The organism is Bacillus cereus group sp. MG4 (genome assembly GCF_040460055.1).
GTDB classification, from domain to species: Bacteria; Bacillota; Bacilli; order Bacillales; family Bacillaceae_G; genus Bacillus_A; species Bacillus_A wiedmannii.
In genome coordinates this window covers 1,423,527-1,441,543 of record NZ_JARVGZ010000001.1, presented here as the reverse complement: position 1 = coordinate 1,441,543, position 18,017 = coordinate 1,423,527, and the positions used below count along the sequence as shown (strand labels likewise).

The window sequence follows — 18,017 nt, the reverse complement described above, 5'->3', positions numbered from 1 at the left end:
GGTTGGAAAAATGAAAAGAGTAATAAAGTTTTGTTTAATAAGTGCATTATCTACAACGATTATTAGTGGTTGTTCTTTTGAAGGTGGCAAAGAAAATGTAAAAGGGAAAGAGAATGAAAAAGTAGAGGTACAGAAAAAAGTTGGGAAATATACGATGCCAGATGAAAAAGATAAGCATGAAGGTACATGGTTGCAATGGCCTCATGAATACACATATGGTCAAGAATATAAGCAGGAAGTTGAACCGATTTGGGTTAAGATGGCAAGTGCTTTAACTGAGGGTGAGAAAGTCCACATTGTTGCAAACGATGAGGAGGAGAAAGAGCGAATCAATAAGCTTTTAATAGAAAAAGGACTGAATATGGATAAAATTAATTTCTTTATCGCTCCTACTGATGATGTATGGGCACGAGATAGTGGACCGATTTTTGTTTATGACAATAATAAAAATTTAAAAATATTAGACCCAGCATTTAATGGATGGGGAAAGAAAACGCCTTATAAAAATGATGCTCGTATACGTGAAAATGTTAGTAAACAAGCAGGGGTTGAAAGAATTGATTGGGGGAAATTTGTTCTTGAAGGCGGCGCAATTGAATTAGACAGCAATGGGACTGCGTTATTAACTCGAAGCGCGGTAACGAATAAAAATAGAAATCCTGATTTATCGGAAAAAGAAATTGAAAAGTATATAAGTGATCTTGGGGTGTCAAACTTTATTTGGTTAGACGGAGTGCCTAATTTAGATATTACGGACTTTCATATTGATGGATTTGCTAAATTCCATAATAAATCTACCATTGTAACGATGAAAGAAGATGACCTAGCCGAATGGGGTTTATCTAATAAAGATATGGATACATTGTTAGATGCGAAAAATGCTTCAGGAAAGAAATATAAGTATGAATACTTACCGCTTAGTAAAGAAAAAGTTGTATTAGAAAATGGAAAAACTCTCGATTATAAGGGGTCATATATCAATTATTATATTGGAAATACAGTTGTATTGGTGCCTAATTATAATGATCCAAATGATAAAATCGCAAATGATACGATTCAGAAATTATACCCAGATCGTAAAGTAGTTGGTATTGATGTGAGAGAACTTTATAAAAATGGCGGTATGATTCATTGTGTTACACAGCAACAACCGATTCAATTGAAGTAATCGATTGAAATGTAGTAACTGTTGGACAAAATAGGTACATTGTTACCTTTACCTATTTTGTCATGTTTTATTTTTTGTAAAAAGAGAGTAAGGGCATTGAAAGGAATAATATTAACTAGCTTCATAATGATAGGGTTTATGATTCTACTATTCAATTTCATACTTTCATATAAATTTTTATTATTGTATTTTGAAATTCTGTCAAGAGTCAATTTTTCGCTTAACCACGGCTATATATTTTATATATAAATATATAATATTTCCCCGTGCTATAATCCATTCAAGAAATGTGCACGTTTCAAAAGTTGTAATGAAAAGTGAGAGGTAGTGAGGAAGAGCGGGCTAATCCATTATTATAAAAAAAGCGAGGTAAATAGTATGGAACAAAAACAAAATGGAATTATTTTTACCGCAATACCAGATAAATCAAATGAATATTATCGTCCGTTTTATGAAGATCTGATTTATTTTAATGAATATTTAAATGAAAATAAATCATTTACTGATCAACTTGTTTCTTTATCTGTTGAAGAGCAAGACTTTCATACAAGCTTTTTTGAGTATGATGATATTTGGCTACGAGATGTTGCACCAGTCGTCACAAATCATTTAGTTAAATTTAAATATCAACCAAATTACTTACCGAAAGATCAATGGCGATATTTAGATCAACAATTTAATAAATGGTTGAAAAAGAACGACTTTGAATATGTGAAGTCCCCATTAATATTAGATGGTGGTAATCTTATTTGGAATAAAAAAGATACGGTTATATTAACAGAACGCATATTTGATGATAATGATGATTGGACAGAAGAGGAAATTATTGAGCAATTAGAGTGGGATTTAGATGTGAGCCGAATTATAATTATTCCTGCTGAAGAAGGAGATGTACTTGCACACGCAGACGGAATGGTTAAATTTATTGATGAACATACGATGTTTATTAGTGATTTTTTAGGGGATCATGAATTTAGATATCATGTTCAAGAGATTATTCAAGGTCAAATGCCAGAAGCTAAATTTATAGTTGTTCCATCGTCATATACAGAAAAGGGACAATATGATCAAGAAATAGCATCGGCAAAAGGTTTGTATATAAATATGTTAGAAACATGTGAAACGATTTACGTTCCTAAGTTTGGATTAGCTAAGGATAGGGAAGTTTTACGATATATTCAACAACATACGGAGAAACAAGCTATTCAAATTCATGTAGGAGAAATATCAACAATGGGAGGCGCAATAAATTGTTTAACGTGGTACTGTCCTCATCATTTGCTACCTTCAAAAATAAAGAGCTTGAAAAATCAGAATGGAGATTTTTCAGTAAGGAAGATTTTTGATTGGTTTTAAAATAAGCGTATAAGAAAATGTATTCAAGGGGTAAGTATATGTATACAATTACTGAGTTTTCACGGATTTGTAAAATGAGTACACGGATGTTAAGACATTATGATAAAGAGGAAATATTGAAACCGGCATATGTAAATCCAGTGAATGGATATAGGTATTATGAGCAAGGGCAGCTAGAGATAGCCTTGAAAATAAAAAAGCTGAGGGAGTACAAGTTTCCTTTGCCGAAAATTAAAGTAATTCTGCAGTCATCAGATCAAGATTCATTTATTCACTATATGCAAGCACAAATTATCGAGTTGTCTCATGAGGTGAAACAAAATTTACAGGTTATTTCTGAAATCAATGAAATGGTCAACATGAATCATGCTTTAAATATTGCTCGCCATAGAAATTACGATATATTAAATGGAACGAGAAATGAAATAACCGTAATTGCTCAAAGGTTACCAATAGATATAGATCATATGGATGATTATTTTTATGATTTATATGAAGAAGTACAAAAAAATAGTTTGCAAATAGTAGGTTCTCCTTATACCGTTTTTTATGATGAAGAATTTATGCCGGATCACAGCGATATTGAATTAAGAATTCCGATTATGGATGAGGACGGTACAGATGGATTACAAGGATGCGAGATAAAAAAGATACATCAACATCAAATTGTTACTACTATACATTATGGTAGCTATGACTATATAGGTTATGCTTATATGGCATTAGAAGAGTGGGTGGACAAGAACGGTTATATAATAGATGGTCATCCATATGAAGTTTATATAAAGGGACCTGAATGTGATTCTTTAATAGAAGAGTATGTGACACAAATTTGTTTTGTAGTTGTGAGAATAGAATGAGGATAAAGTAATTCAAATGATAAAAGCATGCAGAGTATATACTCTGCATGCTTTTTATAATGCTGAAAACTCTTCAACAAGTGAGCTGAAACGATTTAGTGCACTTTCAATCGGTTCTGGCGTAGTTAAATCAACACCAGCTTTTTTCAGTAGATTTAATGGATAGTCAGAACTTCCACCTTTAAGGAATTCAATATAATGTTTTTGAGTATTTGGATCGCCACTCAATAACTTATCGGCAATTTGGATTGCAGAAGCGAATCCAGTTGCATATTTGTACACATAAAATGGACGATAGAAATGCGGTATTCTAGCCCAGCCGTATTTTACTTCTTCGTCAAATACGAGGGAGTCGCCATTATACTCTCTAAACAAGTTTTCATAAACTTCGCTAAAGACTTGAGCATTTAATGGTTTACCTTGCTGAGCCATTTCATGAGTGATTTTTTCAAACTCAGCGAACATAATTTGTGTAAAGAAAGTGCCTTTAAATTTGTCGATGAAATGGTTTACTAAATGGTTACGTACATTAGCATCTTTTGCTTCTTTTAATAAATGATGAATTAGTAGCACTTCATTTACTGTAGAAGCGACTTCTGCAACAAAAATAGTATAGTGTGCAGAAATTCTTGGTTGGTATCCGTGTGAGTAGTGCGTATGCATACCGTGTCCACATTCATGAGTAAGAGTGAAAAGGCTATTTAAATCATCGTGATGATTTAAAAGAATGAAAGGATGAACACCGTATACACCAAAGTTATAAGCGCCGGAACGTTTTCCTGGCGTTTCTCTCACGTCGATATAACGTTTATCTTTAAAGCTTTTTAATGTTTCAATATATTCTTCACCTAATGGAGCTAGTGATTCGATCATGATGTCAAACGCTTTGTCATATGGAATGTCTTGTTTTACACCCGCTACTAAGTCAACGCCCAAGTCGTATTGACGTAGTTCATCTACATTTAATTTTTCTTTTCGAAGTTCATTATAAGTATGTAGTGATTGAATATTTTTTTTCGTCGTCTCAATTAAATTTTCATAAACTTCTTTCGGAACCATGTCGCCAAATAATGACTTTTCTAAAGCTGATGGATAGTTTCTTAGCTTTGAAACAGTAACATTATTTTTAATAGCAGCAGATAAAGTAGACGCAATAGAATTTTTTAATTGTACGTATGGTTTGTAATAAGCTTTATAGGCTTCCTTACGTTTTTCGCGATCCTCATCTTCTATTAACTTTGCATACATGCCGCGCGTTAAAGTAACTTTTTCTCCATCATCAGTCTTCACTTCACCAAATAGTATATCTGCATTATTTAACATGCCATATGTATGTTGCGGGGAGGAAAGTGCTTCACCCATTTGTGATAAAATCTCTTCTTGGTCTTTATTTAATACGTGTTTTTTATAACGGTATAATTCAAATAAGTCTTCTTTATAATATTGTAAGCCTTCTGCTTCTTCTATGTAAGAATGTAATGTGTTTTCATCTACGCTAAGTAAGAATGGAGAAAAGAAAGATTTAGCCGCACTTACTTTTACGTGTAATTGTGACACTTTATCGACAAGAGATTGGGCATCAGTATCACGCGTATCAAGATCAGATTGTAATCGTGCATAAGCGAACATTAAAGATATTATGCTAGAAATTTCTTCACTCTTTGTTAAATAGGCTAATAAGCTATTGCCATCGTAAATATTTCCATTAAACTCGTGTAATTCTTTCGTTAATACTTCAATTTTATGAAAATCACTTTCCCAATCTTCAATGCTATGGTATATATCCGTTAAATCCCATTTCTCCTTATCATCTACTTGTAGTCGATCTTTAAGTTCTGTCATAATCATTTCCTTTCTAAATATGTAGTTATATTCCTATATAACTATGAAATACAACAAATTGCAAAAAATCCCTGCTGAAAATTGAAAAGCCTTGCTAAAATAGTAATGCTTAAAAAATTATAATGTATTTCCGAATTTTGAATGTAAAAGATTTTTATATTGTACATCTGTAACATTTTCTTTCGTTTTTTTATCGTTTTTCGCTATTGTCAGACTATCCTTTGTTAAAGATGCATGCCCATCTTCAGTTAGTTTTACAATAAGAGGTACTTTGTTAAATGGTGAGCCTTCATGTTCAACGATAATTTTTTGTGCTGCATTTGCTTTTTCTTCATTCACTTCTTCTATATAAAATGCATAGCCTAACGTCCAATCATCAGCAGAAGATTGGTCCAAAAACTCATTATTTTTACGCATCTCTAACATGTAGTTTCCCTTTTCGGTCATTTCTTTACGAATACGATAATCTCCTGTAGCGGAGTGAATGATTTCACCTGAGAAAGGGACAGGTGAAAGAGGTAAGTATGATCCGAATCCTACTTCAATTAAATAAAGTTCATTATGGTGTGTTAAAACGGTTGCGATATGGCCAGAATCAACAGCCCATATAGAATTTGCAGCATTGTACACTGTTCCTGAAACGAGATGAACATCAAATCCAGCGTCTTTAAGGAAGTAGTACATAGTAGGATTAAGTTCATAACAAAGACCGCCACGGTTGTTTATTAAAATTTTTTCTTTTAGATTTTCTTTTGATATTTTTGTAAAGTTGTTTTCGAGAATATTTAAGTTTTCAAAAGGGACAGTTTGTGCCATTGCGTACATAATGTTAGGTAAATCTTCAAATGAAACTTTGTGTTGTTCTTCTATATGTAATCTTGAAAAAAATTGTTTTTGAAAGTCGGTCATAGAAATCCCTCCGTTATGCTTTTATAGATAAATTGTAAACAATCTTGAATAAGATGTGAAATGAAAACTACGTGGAAGTATTTGTTGAATATTTGAAGTTAGACTAAAAAATAATGTGGGAGAATGAGAGATTGCTACTTTACTAATCTTAGAACGAATATTATAATAATTCCGATAAACTATGCAAACGTTTTCTTGGGAGGGATGTTGTAAATATGTTAAAAAAAATAACAGTAGTCGGCTTGTCGGTTGTTTTGTTTTTACCTAGTGTATATGAGGGGAGTAAAGCGTATGCAGAGACGGTTAACAATGGAACATTAATGCAGTATTTTGAGTGGTATGCTCCGAATGATGGGAATCTTTGGAACCGCTTGCATTCGGATGCTGGAAATTTAGCTCAAAAAGGAATTACATCTGTTTGGATACCGCCTGCATATAAAGGAACTACGCAAAATGACGTAGGATATGGAGCGTATGATCTATATGATTTAGGGGAATTCAATCAAAAAGGAACGGTGCGGACAAAATATGGGACGAAAGTACAATTGAAATCTGCAATTGAAGCTTTACATAAGCAAAACATCGATGTATACGGCGATGTAGTTATGAACCATAAAGGTGGAGCGGATTATACTGAAAATGTAACAGCTGTTGAGGTGGACCGTAACAATCGAAATATTGAGGTATCAGGTGATTATGAAATTAATGCATGGACAGGATTTAACTTTCCTGGGCGCGGAGATACTTATTCTAATTTTAAATGGAAATGGTATCATTTTGACGGAACGGATTGGGATGAAGGGAGGAAATTAAATCGAATTTATAAATTTAGGGGGATAGGTAAAGCATGGGACTGGGAAGTGTCTAGCGAGAATGGAAATTATGATTATTTGATGTATGCAGATCTTGATTTTGATCATCCAGATGTTGCGAATGAGATGAAAAATTGGGGGACGTGGTATGCGAATGAATTAAATTTAGATGGATTTCGTTTAGATGCTGTTAAACATATTGATCATGAATATTTACGCGATTGGGTAAATCATGTCAGACAGCAAACAGGGAAAGAAATGTTTACGGTGGCTGAATATTGGCAAAATGATATCCAAACTTTAAATAATTATTTAGCAAAAGTCAATTATAATCAATCTGTATTTGATGCACCACTGCATTACAATTTTCATTATGCTTCAAAAGGAAATGGGAATTATGATATGAGAAATATTTTAAATGGAACAGTAATGCAAAATCACCCTGCACTTGCAGTTACTCTCGTTGAGAATCATGATTCTCAGCCTGGACAGTCATTGGAATCTGTAGTAAGTCCGTGGTTTAAACCGTTGGCATATGCATTTATTTTAACTCGTGCAGAGGGTTATCCTTCAGTTTTCTATGGTGATTACTATGGGACAAACGGAAATAGTAGTTATGAAATTCCAGCGTTGAAAGATAAAATTGATCCGATTTTGAAGGCACGAAAAAACTTTGCATATGGTAAGCAGCGTGATTATTTAGACCATCCAGATGTAATTGGCTGGACAAGAGAAGGTGATGGTATACATGCGGATTCTGGTCTAGCGACATTAATCTCAGATGGGCCAGGAGGATCAAAGTGGATGGAAGTTGGAAAGGATAACGCAGGGGAAGTATGGTATGATATGACGGGTAATCAAAAAAATACTGTAACAATTAATAAGGACGGATGGGGGCAGTTCCATGTAAGTGGAGGATCAGTTTCCATATATGTTCAGCAGTGAATTGGTGATAAAAAGAAGAGGAAGACTGAAATATAAGTCTTCCTCTTCTTTTTATATTGTTATCATTCTTAAATTTTTATTTTCATAAATGAACTAGTCGACTTTTAAAACAACGAGAGATGCGTTGGAATAAATAATGTCACCCGTGGCTTCTCTTATTCGTACTCGAAGAACATCCCCTTGGTTTAAAGGGAATAAATCAGTTCTGGCGGATGTAGCTCTTACCCCAGAACCACCACCAACTCGTGTTTCAATTGCGAATTGAATAGAATCGTTTATTGTAAGATTTAATATATTAGATGAGATAGCTTGTATCGCAAATACGATTGAAAAGGATACAGCGTATACACCAGTGGTATTAATTGTAATGGAGTTGTCTACTGGGTTTAGAGTAGTTCCACTAACAGGTCCTGGAACGGTAAAATTAACATTTGTATTAACTACTGCTGAAAAACCGATACCTATTTCAGAAGTTATTGTTCCAAATACGGGGAGAATCCCTAAACCGGTTGCACCAGTAGGGCCAGTTATTCCAATTCCGGTAGGCCCTGTAACTCCAGTAGGGCCAGTTATTCCAATTCCGGTAGGCCCTGTAACTCCAGTAGGACCAGTTATTCCAATTCCGGTAGGCCCTGTAACTCCAGTAGGACCAGTTATTCCAATTCCGGTAGGTCCTGTCATTCCAGTAGGTCCGGTCGGAAATGTAAATGGTGGAATTGGTGGTAGTGTGGGGCCAATTAAATTTGGTTCAAGAGCAGGCCCATGTAAAATGATGTATTGTTCGCTCATATAGTAACCTCCTATGATTGCTTGTCATAATTATTAAATGTATTAGGGAAAGTAAATGACATTCGCAATAGCGGAGGCGCTTATTTAATTTTTTCGCAGCGAAATTAAAGTTATTACTTTAAAGTTCGATACAATAAAAAACTGTATTGTGATTGCTATAGAACTAAATATTAGTATGTTTTTAACGTGATTTAAATAGATATTATATTTGCTTTACACTATAAGTGTAAAGCGATAATAAATGGGTATTTTTACACTTGTGGTTATGAGAAGAAATTCTTTATATAAATCGTAATTTAAAATCCATAAGGACATTTCTATATAGGCAGTAGTAGCAAAAGGAGAGGCAATATGAAAAGAATAATAATGAAATATAGCATAATGTTTAGTTTATTACTATTAACATCATGTGATATATCGGATAAAGAAATTGAACAAAAAGCACAAAGTTATACAAAATCGGAGCATGGTATTTCTGTAAAACTAGATCGAATTGAAATAGCCGACCAAGGTAAGGATTTTTTAGGTCCAAACACACGAACAGCTTATGTACAGCAAGTAGATGAACCATATTTACAATTTCAAATAGGGTTCGATGGACGAACCTCTCCAAAGGTAGAGAACGATAACTATAAAATAAAAAGAGGAGCGAACGATTTAAGAGAAAGGTTCAATACATATTATGAAGAAAAAGGGACTAATACTATACTTACTTTCGAGAAAATGCAAACAGGGGACGCTGTTTTCGGTAAGAATGAAGAGAAAAAAGTAGCGAAGCAACATCCGAAGCATTATGTTACTGCAGTTTTCAAAAGTAATATCTTTTTAGATGTAAACAACCGTGCACATATGGAGACATTAGCGGAGGTTGCGAGAAGTATTCAGGAATTTAATAAAACGATTGAAGATAGTAAAAGTAGTGTGGATGATATAACAATTCAGTTGCCAAATGATAATAAGGATGTATTACTACATATTGCGATAGATTATATAGTAACGGCTGAAGATGCAAAAAAGGCCCTTGAGAAAAAGGTTGATTATATGAAAGCTTTACAATCTGCAGGGGAATAGTCTGACACCTTTACTTCTCACAAAACATATAGTATGATGATTTCAGTAAATTAGATTTCAATGACTAAAATATAAATTAATGAGAGGTGCTTTTTGTGAGTGCGGTAGGTACTAAATAGGAAAAATTTAATGAAATAAATCGGATAAGACCAGGGGATTTTTATGTATATCATACCCCTAATTTTGTCATGGATTTATTTCGAAACCTATGAAGATACCTACAATACTTTATAAAGCGTGTAATAAGGGGATTGCCATCCGTTTTTATGGCTTATTTCCTCATATGTTATTACACATGCCTTGTAAATGTAAAAGCTGCGGTATCCCCGCAGCTTTTTTGTATATGTTTTTTAATGTATAAAAATGGTAATTGAATAATGTAGAACTCATTGGAATCTAATGAGTAGGTATCTTCATTTATGATATAAATCAATCATAGTGAGGAGAAACAAAATGAATACGATGACTTTTGAAAAGTTACAATATAACGAATTAATGGAGATAGTGAAATCTTATTGTGTAAGTGGGTTAGGTAAGGAGTTATTAAATAAATTAGAACCGAGTACGAGTATAAAAGTAGTGAGGAATCGCTTGAATGAAACGACGGAAGCACGAGCTATAGTAGATGCAGAAGGGCATGTTCCTTTCTTCGGTATTTCAAATATTGCTAGTACAATTCAAAAATTAGAAAAAGGGATGATTTTAGATCCTGAAGAGTTAGTAAGTGTTTCAGACTTTTTACGCGGCTGTAGAAAGATTAAAAAGTTTATGCTAGATAAAGAATTTTTTGCGCCAGTATTAGCTTCTTATGCAAATTCAATGACTGAATTTAAAAGTATTGAAGAGGAAATTAACTTTTCGAGGGTGTTGCAAAACTCATAAATATTCAAAAATAAATGCATAAAAAAATCCGTTTTCCTGGAAGAATGATAGTACCCTAAACTATCTCCAGAAAGGACGGATTTACTAGTATGATAACCAATTTTGATCACAATCAATCCATTTTACACATTTTATTTGCCTACGTAGACAGTTTAACCATTGGAGGCGTTCCGCCTATTACAGGCCGCCCACCTATCTGTAGAAAAGCTTTACTCAAATGTTTTTTTGTGAAAACGGTATTCCAAATCAATTCATTACGTAAGTTAACTCGCTTTTTGCATCAATATCCTTCATTTCGTGTATCTTGTGGTCTTTCCTTTGTTCCTCATATATCCACTTTCTCACGTGTAGGAACTTGGTTTCGCAATGAAGGTATTCCGTTGATTCATAAACAAACTCTTGAAGAAATGAATTTAGGATTAATTCCGTGTGTTTTAATTGATAGCACTGCCTTACGGAGTAGTTTATATGATTCCCAAGCAAAATGGGGGAAATCTACTCGTTATGGTTGGTATAAGGGATATAAAGCTCATGTCTGTTCTACACCAGAAGGTGTTGTATTGTCGTATGCATTTACAACAGCGAACGTACATGATAGCAAAATGGCTCCTGTATTGCTTCAAGATATACAAAATCAAAATGTGTTATTTTCCATTGCAGATGCTGCTTATGATAGTCAGCGCATTTATGAAATTGCAAAAACATGTGATATTTTTGCGGTGAATCCAATTAACCCACGTAATGGCGAACAAAGCAAAAGTACACATCGCCGTGTATTATCTCATTTTGCACAAACCATCTTTGGCAAACAGTTGATGAAAGAGCGTGGGAAAATTGAACAACAGTTTGGTCATCTCAAAGATAAAGGGCTGGAACAGCCACGTTGGTATGGTCAAAATCGCTATTTATTACATGTTCAGCTAGTTTTTCTGATTCATAACATTGCATATTTATTTTAGTTTTGCAACACCCTCTAACTTTTCGATTAAAGGAAATAGCATTGATGCAGCGGCTAGTAAAGAGTTAAAACGAATTCGAAATAACATCGATTCTGTAGATGGAAAAATAAAAGAACGTTTAACGAAGTTTTTAAATAGTAGTGCAAATAAGAAGTATATTCAGGAATTCTTTATTAGTAAAAAAGATGATCGCTATACGATCCCAATTAAATCTTCCTATAAAAATCAAGTTGCGGGAAGTATAGTTGAAGCGTCCGCTAAAGGCTCTACTGTATTTATAGAACCACATACAGTTACAAAGTTAAATGCGGAACTCGCAAGTTTGAAAGCTGAAGAAGCGATGGAAGTGTATCAAATTTTAGCGACTTTATCAGGAATAGTATTAGAAAATATTTATCATATAAAAATTAATATGGAGCTGATTAGTCAATATGATATGGTATTTGCGAAAGCGAAGTTTAGTAAATCAATCGATGGAATAGAGCCGAAGTTAAATGATCACGGCTACATTCATTTAGTAAATTGTAAGCATCCGCTTTTAAGTGGGAAAGCAGTACCGTTACACTTTGAAATCGGTCAAAACTACCGTAGTTTAATTATTACCGGACCGAATGCGGGCGGGAAAACAATTGTATTAAAAACAATTGGACTACTAACATTAGCGACAATGTCAGGCCTGCATATTGCAGGAGATAAAGATACAGAAATCGCTATTTTTGAAAATGTATTTGTAGATATTGGTGATAATCAAAGTATCGAAAATGCACTAAGTACATTTTCATCTCATATGAAAAACCTTTCTGAGATTATGAGGATGTCAAATAATAATACGTTGCTATTATTTGATGAAATAGGAAGTGGGACTGAACCGAATGAAGGGGCAGCACTTGCAATTTCTATTTTAGAGGAGTTCTACCTTGCGGGATGTATTACAGTTGCAAGTACGCATTATGGTGAAATTAAACGCTTCTCAGAAATGCACGATGATTTTATGAATGCAGCAATGCAATTTAATAGTGAAACGTTAGAACCACTTTATAAATTAGTAATCGGTAAATCAGGTGAAAGTAATGCACTTTGGATTGCGAATAAAATGAACGTAAGAGAACATGTACTGAAAAGAGCGAAAGAGTATATGGGGAATAAAGAGTACGCCCTAGAAAAAGTGAATGAAAGTAAAATTAGAAAACCGAAATTCGTGCAAGAAAAAAGAGAAAAACATCACGAGTACAAAATCGGCGATCGTGTAAATGTATTAGATTATGATGATTTTGGTATTATCTATAAGGAAATAGATAATTTTTATAACGTCGTTGTATATTATAACGGTGAATTTGTTGAAGTAAATGTAAAACGTATTACGTTAGAAGTAGCAGCAAAAGAATTATACCCAGAGGGATACGATTTAAATACACTATTTGTCGATTATAAAGAAAGAAAAATGCAGCATGATATTGAGCGCGGGTCGAAAAAAGCGCTTCGTAAAATCCAAAAAGAAATAAAAAAGAATAGAGGATAAGTTACGATGGTAACGATTAGACAAGAGCAAAAAAATGATTATAGAAAAACAGAAGAAGTTGTACAACAAGCATTTTTACATGAAGAATTTAGTGATAAAAAGGAACATGAACTTGTTAGTCGCATTAGAAAATGTGACGCGTTTATTCCTGAGCTATCAATCGTCGCAGTAGATGAGGAAATAGTCGGTCACATTCTGTTATCTAAAATTACGATAGAACAAGATGGAACTTCTATAGAATCATTAGCACTTGCACCGGTTTCAGTTGCTAGGGGCCATCAGAAAAAAGGAATTGGTGCAAAGCTTATTGTAGCTGCGTTAGAAAAAGCGAAGGAACTTGGATACGGGTCAGTTGTAGTATTAGGACATCCAGAGTACTATCCGAAATTCGGATTTAAAAAAGCAAGTGAGTGGAATATAAAAGCACCATTTGAAGTGCCTGAAGAAGTGTTTATGGTAATGGAATTAACAGAAAATGCTCTTGAAGGTGTAGAAGGAATTGTACAATATTCGAGTGCTTTTGCTGAGTAGGAATATCAGTTAAGAAATGTAATCATAAAAGATGCTATCTTTTTGTAGAGATACACAGAAAGATAGCTTTTTTTATTAAGCGAATTCACTTACGTATATTTTGCTCAATGAATAATTAAGGTGGTAAAATTGATATAGAAATGTAAAGGGAGAGAATATGATGAAGAATCGAGAAACAGATAGCAATGAGAATGTAGTTACGTTATATGTTACAAGACATGGAAAAACAATATTAAATACGAACCATCGCGCGCAAGGTTGGGCAGACTCTCCGTTAGTAGAAAAAGGTGTGGAAGTTGCCTCTAATTTAGGAACGGGATTAAAAGATGTTCATTTTATGAGTGCATATAGTAGTGATAGCGGCCGAGCGATTGAAACTGCTAATTTAGTATTAAAATATAGTGAGCAATCAAAGTTAAAACTTGAGAAAAGAAAAAAATTACGAGAATTAAATTTTGGTATTTTTGAAGGTGAAAAACTTGAAAATATGTGGGATGTGGTTGGAAAAGCTGCAGGCGTTGCATCACCAGAAGAACTTATGAAGTTTTCTATTCAAGAAGTGATTAATCTTATTAGAGCAGCAGACCCTACGAAACAGGCGGAAGATTGGGAATTATTTTCTACGCGTATAAAAGAAGAGATTGATAAAATTAGTGAAGAATCTGCTGCAAATGGTGGCGGTAATGTTTTAGTTGTCGTTCATGGGCTCTTGATTACTACCTTAATCGAAATGTTAGACAGTAGCAAAACAAAACTTGGAGTAGAAAATGCTAGTGTGACGAAGATTGTATATCAAGATGGAACATATACAGTCGGGTCGGTTGGAGATATGAGCTATGTTGCAAAAGGGAAAGAAAGTGTGGAAATATAACAAATAGAAAAGGAAGGTAGAGAAATCTAGCTTCCTTTTCTATTTGTGAATTACGGGATTAATAAAATCTTCCCTGTACTTTTTCTGCTCTCTAATAATTTATGTGCAAGAGCACCATCTTGTAAGGTGAATGTAGTAGGACTCGCAATGTTTAATTTACCAGTAGCGATCCAATCAAATAATTGAGTAGATCGCTTTTTACGTTCTTCATACGTAGTAAGCACATTCCAAAGATCTCCGCCAGTTAAAGTTTTTGAAGTATCCATAAGCATACGCGGATCAACGGGCGCAGGATTACCGCCAGCCATTCCGTAAAATACGACAGTACCGCCAGTTTTAGTAGCGTTAAAACTTTCCTCTAACGTAGAACCTACTGATTCATATACAACATTTACTCCATCACCGTTTGTCATTTCAATTACTTTCGTATGCCATGCTTCCGTATATAAAAATACGTGATCAGCCCCAGCTAACGTGGCTATCTTTGCTTTTTCTTTTGATGACGTTAGGCCGATTACTTTTCCGCCTAGTAGTTTAATTATTTGAATAAGTATTTGCCCAACACCACCAGCTGCAGCGTGTACTAAAGCTATATCACCTTGTTTTATTTGATAGCTATCTTTCGTTAAATAATGTGCCGTTAGACCTTGCAATAAGACAGAAGCGGCTGTTTCAAAAGAGATAGAATCTGGAAGGTTAATTGCTTTCTCCGATGGAACGGCAACTAGCTCTGCATTTGCAAATGGAACGTCAGCAAATGCAATACGGTCTCCAGGATTAATATTCGTAACGTCAGCTCCTATTTTTTCAACAATACCAGCGCCTTCATAACCTAATATATAAGGCGGGTTGCCAGCGAGATGATAATCACCGCGGCGTCTATAAATATCAGCAAAGTTTAATCCGATTGCTTTCGTACGGACAAGAATTTCATTTGGATTTATGATTGGATCATGTATTTCTTTATATTGTAGTACATCCGGACTTCCAAACTGTTCGAAATAAAGTACTTTCATATGGAATACCTCCATTTTTATTGTTTGTCGATGCTCTTTATCATATAATACAAATATCAATAGACAAAGAGGGTTATTTCGATGGAATCGATCGGAAATATCGATTGAAAAGAGGGACGATAAATGGAGATAAAACAATTAATTACATTTAAAATAGCGGCAGATACTTTGAATTTTACACAAACTGCGAAGAAATTAAACTTTGCTCAATCGAGTGTGACAGCGCAAATTAAAACGTTAGAGGCTGAGCTAGGTACGCCGTTATTTGAAAGATTAGGAAAACGTCTTTTCTTAACTGAAGCAGGTAGAAAGTTTCAACTATATGCTGACAAGATGATTGCGCTCAGCAACGAAGCGAAAATGGCTGTGAAAGATGATGAAGAAATAGCAGGTACGTTAATAATCGGTGCGCAAGAAAGCCAATGTACATATAGACTTCCTTCTATATTAAAGAGGTTTAAAGCGCAATTTCCACAAATTAAGCTTATATTTAAACCAGCACATTCCAATAAAGATGCGAAGGAACAATTGATGGAGGGAAAAGTCGATCTTGCCTTTATTTTGGACGAATGTAAAACAGAAGATGCTTTACATGTGGAGCCGCTTATGAAAGAAGAATTAAAAGTAGTAGCTGCTTCAGGGCATTATTTACTTGAACAACCTTCGATTACTACAAAAGATTTAGAGAGTGAGACACTTTTACTAACGGAGCTTGGTTGCTCGTATCGAACTTTATTTGAAGAGCTATTTCGTACGGAAGATGTGTATCCAGCAAATAAGATTGAGTTTGTTAGTGTCGAGGCAATTAAACAATGTGTTATTGCGGATTTAGGAATAGCCGTGTTACCAGCAATAGTAGTAGAAAAAGATATACGAGAAGGGAAGATAAAAGAGTTACATTTAGAAAATGCAATTTCACCGATTTATACACAAATTGCTTGGCATAAAGATAAATGGATGACAGTACCGTTACAGCAATTTATTGATGTAACGAGGGAGTTTTTTACAACGGATTAAGTGGAGAAATATTTATTTTATATAAAAGAAAAAATGGCACTTTTGTATAAAGAACCGATGCTTGCATGTAACAAGTATCGGTTCTTTTATGTTTTAAATAAAGAATGCTATAAAGTGAAACTTTAATCAGTGGTGGGGGTCTTCATCCCCTACTGATTATTAATTGAACCAATCGGACTTTTATGGGCAGTTGATCCCCACCTAAATTCTTTGCTTTCGCTGAATTTTGAGGTGGGGGTCTTACTGCCCATTAAAGCGGGATAAAATGTGTATTTCTCAACTTTTTTTCTTAGACGGATAAGTAAATTTCTTCGTATATTCCAATAATCATAAGGAAATTTACAATGTTTATTCGTTTCTGTAAGATGCCTCTAGGAAGCATGAAAGGAGGGTTTTACATAGGGGATAGATTGTCTTTATTAAACGTACTTATTTTGAGGGAGGAGATTGAAAATGTTTAAAAAGTTAATGAAAGTATGTGTGTTAAGTGTAGCGAGTGTAGGTGTATTATTTAGTTTTCAAGGAAGCACATTTGCAGCTACTGATTTAAGTAGTTACTATGACGGAAAAAATCCGGCTACAACGAAAGTATACGGAGGCAGTACAACGTGTGATGCAGATGGATTTAATGCAAAGTCTACAGCAGTTTATGAAGGTAGTAAAAAAGTAGGGACAGTGTATTTACGTTACAGTAATAAATGTCATGCAGCATGGTCTAAGCTTGTTTTAGATCAACCAGCACCTTCCGTTTCTGGAGGGATATATGCTTACGCTGTTATTAATAAATATAAAAACGGTGTATTTCAAAAATCAGTAGACTCTAATAGTGGTAATGGAGCAATTAAAACAGGTCAAACGAGCACTTATACAGGAATGGTATTTGATTTAACTGCTGATTTCGGATACACAGCGGATGCAGAAGCAGTTACGTTTAATAATGGTTATGGAAAAACAGGACGCTATTAAAAAGGAGCGGAGTGCTATGAAACTTTTAATAAAGGTAAGTACATGTTTATTGCTATCTTTACTCGTTGTAACTAGTATGTTTAGCACGACTAATAGCGATAAATCATATGCAGAAGACCATTCATATGATGGGAAAAGTCCATATTACAATAGCTGCGATCAATTAGCAGTAACGAAAGAAAAGAAGTGGATTGATTCCAATTCTTATGTGGAATTAAAATTTAGCACAACGTGTAAGACAGCGTGGGCAAAAGTTACAGTAACTCGTGCAGCAGTATATAATAACGAAGCTGATGCAAGAATCGTAAGAAAAACAGATGGAAAGGCATATACTTGCGGAAGTGCGGGAGGAAATGGTGTTGTAAATAAAGGGCAAACATCATGCTATACGCCAATGGTATATGATTTAGATCCAAGAAAGGCGCAAGCGCAGGGGAAACATGCCATTCCGAATAGTGATGCATATAATTATGCGGAGACAATTTGGTATTAATATAATACAGG

Annotated in this window: 15 protein-coding genes and 2 pseudogenes; 13 read left to right on the top strand and 4 right to left on the bottom strand. The window is 34.3% G+C overall.

The window, feature by feature from the left end; all coding sequences use genetic code 11:
- Positions 1–10: 10 nt before the first annotated feature.
- The 3 genes from QCI41_RS07645 to QCI41_RS07635 all read left to right on the top strand — a co-directional run bounded on the left by QCI41_RS07645 (position 11) and on the right by QCI41_RS07635 (position 3,384).
- Complete coding sequence (locus QCI41_RS07645; protein ID WP_353837730.1) at positions 11–1,168, top strand: agmatine deiminase family protein; 1,158 nt, start codon at positions 11–13, stop codon at positions 1,166–1,168.
- 378 nt (positions 1,169–1,546) lie between these two features.
- Complete coding sequence (locus QCI41_RS07640) at positions 1,547–2,524, top strand: agmatine deiminase family protein (RefSeq protein ID WP_353837731.1); 978 nt, start codon at positions 1,547–1,549, stop codon at positions 2,522–2,524.
- 38 nt (positions 2,525–2,562) lie between these two features.
- The gene (locus tag QCI41_RS07635) at positions 2,563–3,384 is read left to right on the top strand and encodes a MerR family transcriptional regulator (RefSeq protein ID WP_353837732.1); all 822 of its coding nucleotides are present in this window, start codon (positions 2,563–2,565) and stop codon (positions 3,382–3,384) included.
- A gap of 54 nt (positions 3,385–3,438) precedes the next feature.
- Here QCI41_RS07635 and pepF read toward each other — a convergent pair whose 3' ends face one another.
- Positions 3,439–5,226, bottom strand: a complete 1,788-nt coding sequence (gene pepF / locus QCI41_RS07630) for an oligoendopeptidase F (RefSeq protein ID WP_353837734.1) — start codon at positions 5,224–5,226, stop codon at positions 3,439–3,441.
- A gap of 117 nt (positions 5,227–5,343) precedes the next feature.
- Entirely contained in the window at positions 5,344–6,135 is a 792-nt protein-coding gene (locus QCI41_RS07625) for an arylamine N-acetyltransferase family protein (RefSeq protein WP_353837735.1), read from the bottom strand.
- A 215-nt stretch (positions 6,136–6,350) separates the two neighbouring features.
- Here QCI41_RS07625 and amyS point away from each other — a divergent pair, with 215 nt between their 5' ends.
- The gene (gene amyS / locus QCI41_RS07620) at positions 6,351–7,892 is read left to right on the top strand and encodes an alpha-amylase (RefSeq protein ID WP_353837736.1); all 1,542 of its coding nucleotides are present in this window, start codon (positions 6,351–6,353) and stop codon (positions 7,890–7,892) included.
- 93 nt (positions 7,893–7,985) lie between these two features.
- Here amyS and betA read toward each other — a convergent pair whose 3' ends face one another.
- Positions 7,986–8,681: a collagen-like exosporium glycoprotein BetA gene (betA, locus tag QCI41_RS07615; protein ID WP_353837737.1), complete on the bottom strand. Its 696-nt coding sequence runs from the start codon at positions 8,679–8,681 to the stop codon at positions 7,986–7,988.
- A gap of 351 nt (positions 8,682–9,032) precedes the next feature.
- Between betA and QCI41_RS07610 the strand changes: the two genes are divergently transcribed.
- The 6 genes and pseudogenes from QCI41_RS07610 to QCI41_RS07585 all read left to right on the top strand — a co-directional run bounded on the left by QCI41_RS07610 (position 9,033) and on the right by QCI41_RS07585 (position 14,514).
- On the top strand, positions 9,033–9,752 hold the full coding sequence (locus tag QCI41_RS07610) for a hypothetical protein (RefSeq protein WP_353837738.1): 720 nt from the start codon (positions 9,033–9,035) through the stop codon (positions 9,750–9,752).
- Between the two features lie 453 nt (positions 9,753–10,205).
- Positions 10,206–10,613, top strand: a pseudogene (locus QCI41_RS07605) (endonuclease MutS2); the annotation flags it as partial.
- A 110-nt stretch (positions 10,614–10,723) separates the two neighbouring features.
- Complete coding sequence (locus tag QCI41_RS07600; RefSeq protein ID WP_353836336.1) at positions 10,724–11,593, top strand: transposase; 870 nt, start codon at positions 10,724–10,726, stop codon at positions 11,591–11,593.
- 13 nt (positions 11,594–11,606) lie between these two features.
- Positions 11,607–13,112 (top strand): annotated as a pseudogene (locus QCI41_RS07595) (endonuclease MutS2); the annotation flags it as partial.
- Between the two features lie 6 nt (positions 13,113–13,118).
- Positions 13,119–13,643 carry a GNAT family N-acetyltransferase gene (locus QCI41_RS07590; protein ID WP_353837739.1) on the top strand — a complete coding sequence of 175 codons (525 nt, stop codon included), beginning with the start codon at positions 13,119–13,121 and terminating at the stop codon, positions 13,641–13,643.
- 160 nt (positions 13,644–13,803) lie between these two features.
- Entirely contained in the window at positions 13,804–14,514 is a 711-nt protein-coding gene (locus tag QCI41_RS07585; RefSeq protein WP_353837741.1) for a histidine phosphatase family protein, read from the top strand.
- Between the two features lie 50 nt (positions 14,515–14,564).
- On the opposite strand, the gene QCI41_RS07580 is transcribed toward QCI41_RS07585, so the two are convergent.
- Complete coding sequence (locus QCI41_RS07580) at positions 14,565–15,530, bottom strand: quinone oxidoreductase family protein (RefSeq protein WP_353837742.1); 966 nt, start codon at positions 15,528–15,530, stop codon at positions 14,565–14,567.
- Between the two features lie 123 nt (positions 15,531–15,653).
- On the opposite strand from QCI41_RS07580, the gene QCI41_RS07575 reads away from it, so the two are divergent.
- The 3 genes from QCI41_RS07575 (at position 15,654) to QCI41_RS07565 (ending at position 18,006) form a co-directional block, all read left to right on the top strand.
- Entirely contained in the window at positions 15,654–16,547 is an 894-nt protein-coding gene (locus tag QCI41_RS07575; protein ID WP_353837743.1) for a LysR family transcriptional regulator, read from the top strand.
- 453 nt (positions 16,548–17,000) lie between these two features.
- A complete protein-coding gene (locus QCI41_RS07570) occupies positions 17,001–17,513 on the top strand; it encodes a DUF2690 domain-containing protein (RefSeq protein WP_000473755.1) in 513 nt (170 codons plus the stop codon).
- A gap of 16 nt (positions 17,514–17,529) precedes the next feature.
- Positions 17,530–18,006: a DUF2690 domain-containing protein gene (locus QCI41_RS07565; RefSeq protein WP_353837744.1), complete on the top strand. Its 477-nt coding sequence runs from the start codon at positions 17,530–17,532 to the stop codon at positions 18,004–18,006.
- The last annotated feature ends 11 nt before the right edge of the window (positions 18,007–18,017 follow it).

What these genes read in the sequence shown, in the direction of transcription:
- QCI41_RS07645 (WP_353837730.1), top strand. Translation starts at nt 11, where the DNA reads ATGAAAAGAGTAATAAAGTTTTGTTTAATAAGTGCATTATCTACAACG.
- QCI41_RS07640 (WP_353837731.1), top strand. Translation starts at nt 1,547, where the DNA reads ATGGAACAAAAACAAAATGGAATTATTTTTACCGCAATACCAGATAAA.
- QCI41_RS07635 (WP_353837732.1), top strand. Translation starts at nt 2,563, where the DNA reads ATGTATACAATTACTGAGTTTTCACGGATTTGTAAAATGAGTACACGG.
- pepF (WP_353837734.1), bottom strand. Translation starts at nt 5,226, where the DNA reads ATGACAGAACTTAAAGATCGACTACAAGTAGATGATAAGGAGAAATGG.
- QCI41_RS07625 (WP_353837735.1), bottom strand. Translation starts at nt 6,135, where the DNA reads ATGACCGACTTTCAAAAACAATTTTTTTCAAGATTACATATAGAAGAA.
- amyS (WP_353837736.1), top strand. Translation starts at nt 6,351, where the DNA reads ATGTTAAAAAAAATAACAGTAGTCGGCTTGTCGGTTGTTTTGTTTTTA.
- betA (WP_353837737.1), bottom strand. Translation starts at nt 8,681, where the DNA reads ATGAGCGAACAATACATCATTTTACATGGGCCTGCTCTTGAACCAAAT.
- QCI41_RS07610 (WP_353837738.1), top strand. Translation starts at nt 9,033, where the DNA reads ATGAAAAGAATAATAATGAAATATAGCATAATGTTTAGTTTATTACTA.
- QCI41_RS07600 (WP_353836336.1), top strand. Translation starts at nt 10,724, where the DNA reads ATGATAACCAATTTTGATCACAATCAATCCATTTTACACATTTTATTT.
- QCI41_RS07590 (WP_353837739.1), top strand. Translation starts at nt 13,119, where the DNA reads ATGGTAACGATTAGACAAGAGCAAAAAAATGATTATAGAAAAACAGAA.
- QCI41_RS07585 (WP_353837741.1), top strand. Translation starts at nt 13,804, where the DNA reads ATGAAGAATCGAGAAACAGATAGCAATGAGAATGTAGTTACGTTATAT.
- QCI41_RS07580 (WP_353837742.1), bottom strand. Translation starts at nt 15,530, where the DNA reads ATGAAAGTACTTTATTTCGAACAGTTTGGAAGTCCGGATGTACTACAA.
- QCI41_RS07575 (WP_353837743.1), top strand. Translation starts at nt 15,654, where the DNA reads ATGGAGATAAAACAATTAATTACATTTAAAATAGCGGCAGATACTTTG.
- QCI41_RS07570 (WP_000473755.1), top strand. Translation starts at nt 17,001, where the DNA reads ATGTTTAAAAAGTTAATGAAAGTATGTGTGTTAAGTGTAGCGAGTGTA.
- QCI41_RS07565 (WP_353837744.1), top strand. Translation starts at nt 17,530, where the DNA reads ATGAAACTTTTAATAAAGGTAAGTACATGTTTATTGCTATCTTTACTC.